Genomic DNA, 12,954 nt, shown 5'->3' with positions numbered 1-12,954 from the left:
ATGCGATCTTGCATCAGCTCATTTTAATGATAATGATTCCTATTTACAATAAGAATCATGCAGCCCCGCAAAACAGTCCCGCCTGGGATGGTGGCGGACCGGATCGGGGCGGCGCGCGCGCCGGCGCCTCGCTACGATGGCGGCATCATCCACACACGCCAAGAAAGCCGCCATGTCCGCAACCCTGCCCCGCAAACTGACCCTGTGCCTGCTGCTGTCCTCCCCCGCCTTCGCCGTGGCGCAAACGGCCGATTCCCCTGCGCCTGCCGATGCCGGCCTGCCGTCCGTGCTGGTCAGCGCCAGCAAGGCGGGCCGCACGGTGATGGAAACGCCCGCCAGCGTCAGCGTCATCAAGGGCGACGCCATCGAACAGGCGCACCTGGAAACCCTGGGCGACGTGGCCCAGCAGCTGCCCAACGTCTACCTGACCAATTTCACGCGCAGCACGCCGTCGCTGACCATCCGCGGCCTGGGCTTTTCCGACGATGAATCGGACAGCACCAGCACCAGCGTGCTGCTCGACGGCGTGCCCATGTACAGCCTGGTACTGGGCCAGCTGTTCGACCTGCAGCAGCTGGAAGTGCTGCGCGGACCGCAAAGCACCCTGTATGGCCAGAGCAGCATGGGCGGCGTGGTGGCGCTGCGCTCGCGCGACCCGGGCCAGGTGCTGGGCGGCAGCGCGCAAGTGGACTACGGCTCGGGCAAGCGCCGCCGCGCCAGCCTGGCCATGGACGTGCCCCTCGGTGAAAAAACGGCCGTGCGCATCGTCGCCGGCGGCGAAAAGGCCGACGGCTTCATCGACAATACGCGCCTGCAGCGCAGCGATACGGGCGGCTGGGACAGCGCGTTCGCCCGCATCAAGCTGCTGCACCGCGACGACATGGGCGGCACGTGGCGATTCGGCCTGCACCATGCCAATCTGCGCGGCGGCAACGACTACTTCGCCGACGCGTCGCTGGCGCGCGAACACCGGTCGACGGCCAGCGATGCGGGCGTGAACAACGTCAAGTACACCCTGCTGTCGGGCGAATACGAGCGCGCGCTGGCGCATGGCACACGGCTGGCCGTGACCATGGGCGCCAACCGGACCGAGTGGAATTACTGGCTGCCCCGCTCGACCTTCCAGGCCCGCAGCGGCTACGACATGAAGAATGAACAGGTCAGCCTGGAAGCGCGCCTGTCCGGCGCGGCGGGCGCATACGACTGGCTGGCAGGCGCCTATGGCTCGCACATCACGCGCGATTCGCCTTACCTGTTCGACTCCAGCCCCTATTACTTGAGCGCCACCACGGCCGGCGTGAAAGGCGGCACCGTGGCCGCCTTCGGCGAACTGGGTTGGCGGGTTTCGCACACCTGGCGCGTCGCCGGTGCGCTGCGCCTGGAACACGATACGCGCAAGCTGGACTGGAGCAGCCGCCAGGCGGGCCTGTTCGACAGCAATGGCGACGGCATGCCCGATGCGCCGTTCGACGCCACCACCGTCCGCAACGGCAACAAGGTCAGCGACACGGTAGCCCTGCCGCGCCTGACCGTGGAATACCGGCCCGACGCGGCGCAATTCGGCTGGCTGACCGTGGCGCGCGGCTACAAGGCTTCCGGCTTCAACCTGTATGCGACGGCGCCCGACGCTGCCAGCACGGCGTACCGTCCCGAATATGGCACGCATGGCGAAATCGGCTACCGCCTGCGCGGCGCGCAGCGGGCCTGGGACCTGGCCGCCACCGTGTTCTACACGCGGCTGCGCGACCAGCAAGTGACGGTGACGGATACGAATGGCCAGAGCCGCATCGACAATGCCGGCCGCTCGCACAGCCAGGGCCTGGAATTGACGGGCACCGTGCGCCCCCTGCCTACGCTGGAACTGACGGCGTTCGCCGGCATCGTGCACGCCGAATACGATGACTACGTCAAGGGCGGCGTCGATTTCGCCGGCAAGCAGTTCGCCAATACGCCGCGCCACAGCGTGGGCATGGGCTTGCACTGGCAACCCACGCCGCAATGGGATGCGGGCCTGGACGCCACGCGCCAGGGCGCATCGAATCTGTACCCGGCCAGCAGCACCGTCAACCCCGCCTACACCCTGGTTAACGCCCACCTGAGCTACCGCGTGCAACGCTGGACCTTCGGCCTGTATGGCAAGAACCTGGGCGACGCGCAGTACTACACGCGGGCGCTGGCCAACAACATCGTCGTGGCCAGCCAGCCCCGCACCTGGGGCGTGCGCGCGGGGCTGGACTTTTAAGCGCGCTCCGGCGCCGCAAGCGGCTTTATTGCATCGGCAAGGCCGTTACATCGACGGCTGGCGCCTGCCCCGTCGCGGGCCGCGTGAAGTTCTGGCTGGTTTTCACGTAGTCGGCAAAGAAGCCGCCGTTATGCAGGTAGAACTTGCCGTTTTCCAGGCCGCCCGCGTAATCCATGCGCTGCCCATTGGTGGCCGTGGCGTCGCCCGTGAACCGCCCCGCCGTCACTTCCGACCACGTGCCCGACACATTGCGCGCCCACTGGTTGCCGAACTGGACGCGGCGCTCCGTGTAGCCCAGGGTATCGATGAAGTTCTCGAGGAAGGAATGCACGCCCGTCAGATACGTGGAAATCGCCGGGCGCTTCCACGTGGCGATGTAGCGCCACTTGCCCGTCTCGGGCGCGTAGAACCAGGCGGAATAATCGCTGCCGCCGTTGCCGTCGGGCCGCGCGCGCGTGATGAAGCGGTAGGTGGTGCCGGCCGCCCAGTTATACGACAGATAGGTCTGGCCGCCCGTGCCTTCGCCGCCGAATGCATTGTCGACCACGCCGGCGCCCTTGCTGACCAGGGTGGTCTTGGCGCCATTGTCGGCATCCCATACGGAGAACAGGACCCAGCGCTCGCTCGGCGATTTCACCTGGATGCCCATGTAGCCCTGGCCAAAGCCGTTGGCCATGAAGTAGGAGCCGATGGCGTCCTGGCCCACGGGGATCGTCATCTCGTTATAGAAATACTCGGTATTGGCCGGCACCGTATAGCCCATGTGCACGGACGGCCCGCGCCGCGACCAGTAGTAGTTGGCGGGGTCGCTGGCGTAACTGAGCGCGGCGTTCGACGTCACCTTCAGCGCCGAGACGTCGCCAAAATAGCCGCCCGCCTTGCTCACGCCGCGCAAGTCCACCTTCACATAGCCAGGCGCGGCCACGTTGACGGTGCCCACCGCATACGTCTTGCTGGCCGTGCCCGCCAGCGCCACGTCGAAGGGCTGGCCGTCGACCGTCACGCGCACCACGCTGCTGGTGCTGCCGGCCAGCCGGGCATCGAGCGCCACCGTCACGGGACCGGCCGCGCCGACGCGGAAGTACGCGCTCGTCACCGTGTTCGGGCTGGTCCAGTTGGCCAGGCCATTGTCATTGATGACTTCCTGCGCGCTGGCGTCGGCGCTGGTGATGAAGGCATTGCCTGCCAGGGCCACGGTGGCGGGTGCGCCCGCCACGGGCGCCAGGCCCGTTTCGGCCTGGATCACGCTGGCGCCGGCACTGCTGCCGCCACCGCTGCCGCAAGCGGCCAGCAGCAGCGGTGCGCTGGAAAGGACTGCGTAGAGTACTGCACTTCTGTGTTTCATCGACGTCTCCTGGTGGTACAGCTTGCGGCAGGCAACAGGCGCAAAGCGTCCTGCGGCGTGCGCCGCGGTTGAAAAACGGATAGGGACAGAAAAAACCCGCTACGGCGGCAGGCGCGGTAGCGGGTTCCGAAGGCTTAGTACTTGCCGTCGAGGGCGAAGATCGGCTTGCGCGATTTCCACTGTCCGCCCGTGAAGTCCGGGAAGTCCAGGGTCTGGAAGTTGGCGGCGATCGACTGCTCGGACAGCGGCGTGATGGCGCTCCACGTCACGGCATCGTAGATATCGATCGGCATCGGCGCATTGGCCTTGAGCGCTTCGACAAAGGCGTGGATGACGAAGAAGTCCATGCCGCCGTGGCCCGCGCCTTCGGCCTTGGCCGCATATTTGCGCCACACGGGATGGTCATACTTGTCCTGGTAAGCCTTGAAGTCATCCCACTGGTGCGGCTTGCTGACGCCTTCGATGTGGATCGAGTTGTTCAAGTCCATCCACAGGCCGTCCGTGCCTTGCACGCGGAAGCCCAGCGAGTACGGGCGCGGCAGGCTCGTGTCGTGCTGCAGGATGATGGTTTCGCCGTTCTCGCACGCCAGGGTGGTGGTAACCACGTCGCCCAGCTTGAATTTCACCTTGGCGTTCGCATGCTGCGCGCCGCCCGGCTGCTTGACGATGTAGTCGTGCAAGCCGCGCGCCTTGGTGGCGAAGGCGTTGATGCGCGTGAAACGGTTGCCGCGGTTGATGTTCGTGTACATGGCGCATGGGCCGATGCCGTGGCTGGGATACAGTTCGCCATTGCGCTCGACCGAGTGCTGCGTGCGCCAATGGGCTTCCGACCAGCCTTTTTCGCCGAATTCCACGCCGCCGCCATACGGCTTGGCCGGATTGCCGCTGTTGAATTTCACGGCGCGCAGATCGTGCTGATAGCCGCCCTGCAGGTGCAGCAGTTCGCCGAACAGGCCCGCGCGCACCATCTGCAGCGCCGCCATCACGTCGCGGCGGTAGCACACGTTTTCCAGCAACATGTAAGGCGTCCCCGTTTTCAGCTGGGTATTGAGCACGTCCCAGTGGTCTTGCAGGGTGATGCCGGCCACCACTTCGCAACCGACGGGTATCTTCGCCTGCATGGCGGCAATCGCCATGGGCGCGTGGAATTCCCACGGCGTGGCGATGATCACGCCATCGAGGCCGCCCGCGTCGAGCATGCGCTTGTAGGCTTTCTGGTCGCGGTCTTCGCCATACGTGCGCGGACGGGGCTTGCCCGCCTTTTCCACCTGGCCCAGCGCGTGTTTCAGCATGATCGGCTCGATATCGCACAGGGCCACCACTTCCACGTCGTCGCGGCGCACCAGTTCAGCCAGCAGCACCTGGCCGCGCATGCCCGTGCCAATCACGCCCAGGCGGACCTTGTCGCGGCCGCCGGCAGTTGCGGCGTTCGCTTCGCCAGGCAGCAAGGTGCTGCCGGCCATGGCGCCACCGGCCAGCGCGGCGCTGGCGGACAGGAAATTGCGTCGATTGAATTGTGTCGTCATTGGTCTCTTCTCGCTCCATTGGTAATCATCGTCACCGGCCCGCCATGCGACAGGCCGGCTGCAGTTTAATAGGTGTATTCCGCCGTAAAGCGCACGGAACGCGGTGCCGTGCGGCCAGCCACCTGCAGGTAGTTGCGGGCGATGGCGCCATGGTCTTCGCGCGTTTCGTTATAGCGGGTCACCGTCTGGCTGTTGAACACGTTGAACACGTCCACTTTCAGGCTCAGGCCTTTGACGGCGCTGGGAGTATAGGCCACATTCATGTCCAGCTGGGCTTGCCATGGCAGGCGGCCCTGGCTGCCGCGCGGCGCCGGCTTGCCATTGCAGTAGAAATAGGAATCGCCGTAATCGTTCTCGAACTTCAGGTTGTCCGGCAGCGCGCCGATGCAGTTGCGCGGTGCGCCCGAGGTCAGCGACAGGTTGGCGCCCACCATTACGTCCGGAATGACCTGCATGAAACCGTAGGCCTTGAAGGCATGGCGGTGGTCGCCCGGCAGGTAGCCATACGCGTTGTACATCAGTTCCTTGTGGTCGTCGCTGACCGTCAGGCCCACGTCGCCGCCGCCGATGCTGTCCGTCTGGCCTTCCATATTGCCCTTCAGCGCAGACAGGGTGTAGGTCAGCTTGCCGTACCAGCCGTTCGTGTACGGGTGCTCGACGAACATGTTCAAGGCGCGGTAGGTGCGCGATGGCAGCGGGTTGCCCCACTCGGCCGCCGAAATGTCCACGCGGCGCAGGCCCTTGCCATCGTCGAAGTCCACCATCAGGCTGTTGTCGCGGCCCGGGTTGATGATGGCGCACTGGAAGCCGCCCCAGTTGCTCGTGTCGACGCTGTTGCGCGTGGCCCAGGCTTGCAGCGGACGGGCGTCGCAGACATCGTCGTTGGTGTCGTTCAGCTTGCGGTACAGGACGCTGGCGCCCACCACCAGCTTCTTGCTCAGCGCACGTTCGAAGCCCAGCGAGAATTCATCCTGCGACAAGGGCTTGAGGCCAATGGCCGTCACTTCGCGCGCATCGCGACTCTGGCCATACGCATTGTTGGCCGAATACGGCTTGCTGATGGCGTGCAGGCCCGTTGGCGCGCCCGTGACGGGATCGACGCCCGTGTAGGTGTACATCTCGCTGGTGGCCAGGAAAGGACTGGCCATATTGCTCGACAAATTCGATGGCACCGGCAGGTGGTAGCGGCCGCCGTTGGCGAAGAATTTCAGGGTGCCGTCGCCCAGGTAATCCCAGGTGGCGCCCACGCGGGGAGCGATCATGTTGCGCTGCGAAATGAAGGCCACGCCGTCGGTGCTGTAGTTGGTGAACTGTTCGCGGCGCAGGCCCAGGTCCAGCAGCACCCGTTCCGTGACCTGGTAATGGTCCTGGATGTACTGCGCCGACTGCACGCTGGTAGGACGGGCCAGGTTGGCGTTCAGGTCCTTGCTGACGTAATAGCCCTGCGCGCCGTAGCCGCCACCCTGGGCCGGCGTCTCAAACGCGCCGTTGATAGGCCGGTTCGGATCGTCCGCCTTCAGATAGCTCCAGCGGTAGCCGCCCGCCAGGCTCAGGCCCACCTTCGATTCCACGTCGATGCGGTCGATGCCGCCGCGCAGCGAGTGCTTGCCCAGCTTGTATTCGAGGTCCAGGCGCTTGGCCTTCTGGCGGTCTTCCGACGACGGGTCGACCAGGGTGCCCGTCACCGTCTGCGGATTGGCATAGCTCAGGCCCGGCACCTGGGTCGAGGTATTCGACGACGTCTGCGCCAGCAGCGGATTGTAGCCATTCGGCGTGCGGGTGTGCGACGTGCGCGATTCGCCCATCATGGCCGTCACCGTCAGGTTGTCCGTCAGGTAGCCCGTGTACTTGAAGATGTCGATGTTCGCCCCTGGCGCGGCCGATGAACCGCAGCAGTTGACCGTCGTCTCGCCCTTGCCCGCCTGTACGCCATTGCTCGCATGCGTGGCGTAGCTGTAGCCATACGCCTGGCTGTCCGTCTTGGTGCGGTCATACAGCTTGGTGTATTCGAAGTGGTGGTCGTCCGTCAGGTTGTAGTCCAGCTTGGCCATCATGCGGTCCACCTTGCTCTGGCTGGTGCTCCAGCCGCGCGCCAGGGCCGTGCCCGAGTCGGCGGTAGCGGCAACGGCCTGGCTGTCCGTGCGCGTCTGCTCCAGCGCCACGAAGGCGAACAGCTTGTTCTTGATCAGCGGACCGCTGCCATACAGACCCACGACCTTGCTGGTGCTGCCGTTGTCGCGGTTCCAGTACAGCAGATTGCCGTCCGTCTTGGGATTGGCGCCCGTGTTCGGGTAATACGTGTTTTCCGGCTCGCCCTTGAGCGAACGGGGAATGATGGAAACCTTGCCGCCGAATTCGACCTTGTTGCCGCCGCTCTTGGTGGTGATGTTGATCACGCCGCCCGTGGAACGGCCGAATTCCGAACCGTAGCCGCCCGACAGCACCTGCAGGTTCGAGATGGCGCCGAACGGCAGTTCCGACGCGCCCACCTGGGTCAGGATATTCGTGATGGGGAAGCCGTTGACGTAGAACGCGTTTTCCGACTGGCCCGAGCCGCCGATCGATGGCGCATTGCCGTACACGCTGTTGGTGCCGCGCGAGACGCCCGGCGTCAGCTGCACGATGGAAGCGACGTCATTGCCGACCGGCAGCGCCTTCAATTCCTTGGCCGTGAAGATCACGCCATTGTTGGTGTTCGATACGTCGATCGGATTGCGCGACGCTTTTACCACGACGGTCTGCTCCTGGCCCACGGGACCTGCCGCGCTGGCAGGGCCGAAGTTGGCTTCCGCGCCCGCGCCGATCAGGGCCTCGACTTCCTGCGTCGCTTCAACCGCACCGGCGCGCAGCACGCGCACTGCATAGCGGCCGGGCGGCATGGAGTTGGCCACATAGCGGCCCGAGGTATCCGGCGTCAAGCTGCGCTGCACGCCCGTCGCCAGGTTTTCCAGCACCACGGTGGCGCCGGCCGGTGCGCTCACTTCGCCGAAAATGGTGCTGGTGGCGTTCGACTGCGCCCAGGCCTGGCCTGGCACGCCGGCCGCCAGTGCGATCACGATCGCGGCGGCGCGGCTGATGTCGCGCAATTTGAGTCGGGTGGTATGCATGATGTCTCTCCGTCTATTTCGAGGGTTATCAGCGCCCTTCCCGCTCCAGGGCGAAGCTAAAAGGGGCGCCATTTTTATGGTGTTCGCCGGAAGGCGCGGCCAGGCAGCCGCTCCTTTCGAGAAATCAGTCCATATCGGCTGATTTTCGTTTTCTTGGGATTACTTTAAAAAGAAAAATAAATATCGTCAACAAAAAGAAAGTTATAACGCAAATTTATCGTGAATTTCATCCAATAAGCAGAATTTATCTTTCGATTCACGGGATTGCGCGGCGAATAACTTTCGTTATCGTGGTGCGACAGATACACATAACGACAAGCAGGTGGAGAGAAATGCGCAATACGGACACCGACCGGCAAGAAAAAACGCGAAAGACGACATGCTCATCATCTTTCGCTTACGTTTATCTTTCGTATTGCGCATTTCGGAATGTTGTCATTTTCTTTTCATGGCGCAACGCCGTCCCGCCCGGCGCAAGCCGTGCCGGCGGGACGGGGCATGTCGCGGCTTAGAAGAACTTGTAACTGGCCGAGAGCGCAAACTGGCGGCCGAACAGGTCCTGGCTGTGGTTGTAGCCTTCCCAGCCATTCGGGTCGTAGTACGGCCGCTTGTTGAACGCGTTTTTCACGTTCAGGCCCACGTCCAGGTGCTTGATCGGCTTCCAGCTGAAGGCCAGGTTGACCGTGGTGTAGGACGGCGCGCCCTTGCACTGCCCCGCTGGCAGGGACACGGAAGCGGCCGTGCAGTTTTCCGGCGTGTTGTCCTTGTCCCAGGGGCCATACGCCCAGCGCGTCTTGCCCGAGTAGTTGATGAAGACGCTGCTGACGAAGTTACGGTAGCTCCAGTCGGCATTGACGGTGGCGCGGTAGCGCGGCGAATCGTAGTAGCCGACGGTATTGCCCTTGATGTCGCTGCCGTCTTCGCCGTCATGGGTGTCGCGCTTGCGGATGGTGGCCGCGATGCCCGTGCTCAGCTTGCCCCAGTCGCCCAGCGAAAAGCGCGTGCGCGCGTCGATGTCCACGCCGTCCATCAGGGTGCGACCCCGGTTCGAATACGAGTTGATCAAGCCGCCCAGGTTGCCCACCGAGTAGCCGGGCACGCCGCCCGCGCACACGCCCGCATTGGCCGGATTGGCGCACATGGCCGCCACCGCCGCCATATTGCCCCGGTCCGTGTCCGTCAGGTCGTTGCGGATGGCGCTGGCGGTGCCGGCCAGGGTCGGGCCATATTTGGCCACCAGTTCCGTAAACAGCTCGTTGAAGTCCTGGCGCACGATTTCGTCGCGGCGGTTGATGAACCAGTAATCGACGGAGATGCTCACGTCCTTGGCCGGCTGCAGGACCAGGCCCACGGTGGAAATCTTGGCCTTTTCCGGGCGCAGGTTCTGGTTCGGCGGCGTCAGGCCGCCCACCGTCGTCGAGCAGTTCGAATTGAGCAGGCTCTTGCCCAGGTCCGCATCCGTCGCCACCTTGGACTTCATCAGGGCGCGCGCCATGGCATTCGTTTCATCGCAGCGCACCGTGTCGCGGATGCCGCCCACCTGCGCAAAGACGCCGCCCGTGCCCGATTCGGCCAGGTTGGGCGCGCGGAAGCCTTCCGAATACGTCCCGCGCAGCATCAGGTCGGGCCGCGCGCGCCAGATCACGCCCAGCTTGGGCGCCAGGTTGGCGGCGAAATGCGGATATTTGTCCAGGCGCGCAGCCGCATTGACTTCCAGGGTGTCGGAAAGCGGCACCACCACTTCGCCAAACACGGCGCCGATGGTACGGCGGCCGTCGAACCACGACCCGCCCTGCTGCGTGATCAAGCCATTGGCCGCATCCGCATTGCCGGGCGTGAGGAAGCTTTCGCGCATGATGCTGGTGCCCACGGCGGCGCGCACTTCGCGCTCGCCCAGCTTGAACAGGGTGCCTTCCAGCTTCGCGTCCCAGGTCATCAGCTTGGTCCACGATTCGATGGCGAAGGTGGGATAGGCGGCGCGCAGCAGCGCCGCATTGGCTTCGCTGATTTCGCCGAACTTGTAGGCGGGATTGTCCGAAATGAACGTGCGGCCGCTGACGGGGTCCTTCGTGAACGGGCCGAACGCCTGTTCGAAGCCCTTGATGTTGATGTTCGCCGTCTGGAACAGGGTGGAATGGCTGCCCGCCACGCTGAGCGCCGTTTCAAAATCCCAGCCGCCGCCGATGCTGCCGCGCAGGCCCACCAGCGCGCGGTAGTTTTCATCGACATTCTTCTGGCCGAAGTGGCCCGTCGCGTCCTGCAGCAGGTAGTTCAGGCCGGCCGCGCCGCCCATCTTAGCCACCATGTCGGCATCGAGCTTGCCTTTCAGGTAGACGTTGTTGGGGCTCAGGAAAGGTGTGGCAAAGGTGTTCAGGGTATTGCCCGTATTGCGCGCGAACCAGTTGTTCGTACTGCCGCTGTTGAAGCTGGACGGGCCGTTCTCGCCGCGCATCTTGATGTGCGTGAACGCCCCTTCCGCGAACCCTTCCAGGTCGCCGCCCAGTTTCAGCCGGCCGCTCAGGTAGGCCGTGGCGCGCTCCGACGTGGGGCCCGTGTCGAGCTGGTTGGGCAGCGCATTCCACACGCAGCGCGTGCCCGACGCCTCGGTGATGCTGGTGTTGCAGCCGGGCGCGGCGCGCTGGGTGCGCGCATTATTGTTGGCCTTGTCGAAGACAAAGAAGGTCCCCGGGTTCATCACGCCCGGCTCGCTGCCCACGCCCACGCGCATGTTGGGAATGAAATTGGGATTGTTCGCATAAAAATACGAGGGGCGCTTCTGCCAGGTATCGGCCAGCGCGATGCGGTCGCGCTGGTAGACATTCACGGAGCCGTAGACGTTGTAGCCGTCGCTGGCCAGGTCGCCCACGCCATACAGCACGCTGGCCTGGCGTTCGCCATAGGCTTTCACGCTGGGCGAAAACTCGCCGTTGGCGCGCGCTTCCAGGCCCTGATACGACTTCTTGGTGATCACGTTGATGACGCCGGCCACGGCGTCGGAGCCATACACGGCCGATGCGCCGTCCGTGAGGATTTCCATGCGCTCGATGGCGGCGGCCGGAATCGCGTCGATATTGACGAACATGGTCTGGAAACCGGCCGGCGCCCCATAGAACGACAGGCGGCGGCCATTGAGCAGCACCAGGGTGCCCTGCGCACCTATGCCGCGCAGGTTTGCCTGCGAGCCGCCATCGGAACCCGTAAACATCGAGCGGAAATCCTGCTGCGCGGGACGAGCTGCAGGCAGGTTGTCGAGCACCTGCAGGAGGGTGAGCGCGCCCATGTTCTCGATCTGCTTGGCGTTGATCACCTGCACGGGCGACGCCGTTTCCGCATTGATGCGCTTCAGGCTAGATCCCGTCACTTCCACGCGCGCCAGCTTCTCTTCTTCCGCTGCCAGCGCCGTTGACGCCAATCCTACCGCCACCATGGCGGCCATCAGTTTTTTCAAGTGCATTCCCATCTCCCTTTTTATAAGTGATTTGTTTTCGTCAGGCTGCAAGAGCCCCTCCCCGGTCCGATGAGGGGCTCGTTCTTAGTGAAATAATTGAAGGGTGCTTAGCGCGGCTTGACGGTCGCGCCCTCCGTGCCCGTGAGTACGGCATTGGCCCAGTTGCCGCAGACCTGGGCTGGCTGGGCGCCGCGCGCACCCAGGGTGCGCAGACTGAGCTGGCTCAGGCCGCGCACGTCGATTTCGGGTTTGACCACCCCGGGAGCCGTGACCAGGCCGCTGTCATACAGCAGCCGCTCGCCGCTCCAGACCTGGAATTGCAGGCCGCCCGCGCTGCGGCAGCTATCGTCCACGCCCAGGTCGGCGCGCAGCAGATTCCAGTTGCCCGCCAGCTGCAAGTCGATGCGGCTGGCAGGTCCCACGCCGAGGCCCTTGCGGAACCACAGCCCGTTCATGCGCATCTCGGCCGCCTTGCCGGCCGGCCGGTCGCGCGCAATATGCTTCGGCAGCGCCAGGTCCGACAGGTAGCGCTGCACTTCCGCCCCTTCGGCCACGCGGTGCTCGAGCACGCGGAACTCGGACAGGGTCACGGGCGCCACGTCGGTCGCCAGCGCCGCGTCGAACGCGCGCGCCACCGGTGCGCCTTGCGCCGCCGTGACCATCGGGTCGGTGGTCGCCGCGCCGTCGCCTTCCGGATTTTGCGTGCTCATCACGCGGAAGCGCAGCAAACGCCCCGCCGTCGCGGGGAAGTTGATGGTCTGCGTGCCCTCCTGCAGTTTCAGGGTGCCCCGCTGCAGGGGTGCGCCCCATTCGCCGTTGTTATCGCCGATATAGATTTCATAGTCGCGCACCTGGCCATGCCTCCAGTGCTGGTCGTTGCGCGGCGCCAGTTCGATGCCGTCCACCAGGCGCCGTTCCGTAAAGCCGATCACCCATTCGTGCGGCCCGCTCTTCACGGAAGGGCTGCGCACGGTGCGGAACCACGTCTCCGGCTTGCCGTCGAAGGCGTTTTCCAGCGGATAGCCGCTTTCTTCAAACGGACGCGCCACCACCTGCATGGCGTCGGCCGGCAAGGCGCGACCCGGCACGGGCGCGGCCGGGAAGTCCGCGTCCAGCCGCGCCACGGCCAGCGCGCCGGCGACCTGCAAGGCCAAGGGCTGGCGGATATCCTGCGCCGCCACCTTCACGTGCAGGGTGCCCTGCCGGTCGGCGCCATCGAAGAACCAGCCCTCTGCCGCCTTGTCGTAGGCGGCGCGGTCGCCGGACGCCGCGATCACGCGCTCGCC

General features: G+C 64.8%; 6 protein-coding genes. 1 reads left to right on the top strand and 5 read right to left on the bottom strand.

Annotated elements, in window-relative coordinates; translation table 11 throughout:
• Window positions 1-172: 172 nt before the first annotated feature.
• Window positions 173-2,242 carry a TonB-dependent receptor gene (locus tag GCN75_RS20675; RefSeq protein WP_193317585.1) on the top strand — a complete coding sequence of 690 codons (2,070 nt, stop codon included), beginning with the start codon at window positions 173-175 and terminating at the stop codon, window positions 2,240-2,242.
• A gap of 25 nt (window positions 2,243-2,267) precedes the next feature.
• Here GCN75_RS20675 and GCN75_RS20670 read toward each other — a convergent pair whose 3' ends face one another.
• The 5 genes from GCN75_RS20670 to GCN75_RS20650 form a co-directional block, all read right to left on the bottom strand.
• Window positions 2,268-3,587 (bottom strand): DUF3472 domain-containing protein, encoded by a 1,320-nt coding sequence (locus GCN75_RS20670; RefSeq protein ID WP_152284082.1) that lies wholly within the window; start codon window positions 3,585-3,587, stop codon window positions 2,268-2,270.
• A 134-nt stretch (window positions 3,588-3,721) separates the two neighbouring features.
• Window positions 3,722-5,113 carry a Gfo/Idh/MocA family protein gene (locus tag GCN75_RS20665; RefSeq protein WP_152284081.1) on the bottom strand — a complete coding sequence of 464 codons (1,392 nt, stop codon included), beginning with the start codon at window positions 5,111-5,113 and terminating at the stop codon, window positions 3,722-3,724.
• A gap of 65 nt (window positions 5,114-5,178) precedes the next feature.
• A complete protein-coding gene (locus GCN75_RS20660; protein ID WP_152284080.1) occupies window positions 5,179-8,220 on the bottom strand; it encodes a TonB-dependent receptor in 3,042 nt (1,013 codons plus the stop codon).
• 508 nt (window positions 8,221-8,728) lie between these two features.
• A complete protein-coding gene (locus GCN75_RS20655) occupies window positions 8,729-11,674 on the bottom strand; it encodes a TonB-dependent receptor plug domain-containing protein (RefSeq protein WP_152284079.1) in 2,946 nt (981 codons plus the stop codon).
• Between the two features lie 101 nt (window positions 11,675-11,775).
• Window positions 11,776-12,954 (bottom strand): NPCBM/NEW2 domain-containing protein (locus GCN75_RS20650; RefSeq protein WP_193317584.1); only part of this gene is annotated, 1,179 nt, incomplete at its 5' end.

Origin of the sequence: Janthinobacterium violaceinigrum, from assembly GCF_009208555.1 — a bacterium.
Lineage (GTDB): Bacteria > Pseudomonadota > Gammaproteobacteria > Burkholderiales > Burkholderiaceae_D > Janthinobacterium > Janthinobacterium violaceinigrum.
This window is presented reverse-complemented; position numbering and strand designations above follow the sequence as displayed.

Bases quoted from the DNA above. Each gene is read 5' to 3' on its own strand.
- GCN75_RS20675 (WP_193317585.1), top strand. From the start codon at position 173: ATGTCCGCAACCCTGCCCCGCAAACTGACCCTGTGCCTGCTGCTGTCC.
- GCN75_RS20670 (WP_152284082.1), bottom strand. From the start codon at position 3,587: ATGAAACACAGAAGTGCAGTACTCTACGCAGTCCTTTCCAGCGCACCG.
- GCN75_RS20665 (WP_152284081.1), bottom strand. From the start codon at position 5,113: ATGACGACACAATTCAATCGACGCAATTTCCTGTCCGCCAGCGCCGCG.
- GCN75_RS20660 (WP_152284080.1), bottom strand. From the start codon at position 8,220: ATGCATACCACCCGACTCAAATTGCGCGACATCAGCCGCGCCGCCGCG.
- GCN75_RS20655 (WP_152284079.1), bottom strand. From the start codon at position 11,674: ATGCACTTGAAAAAACTGATGGCCGCCATGGTGGCGGTAGGATTGGCG.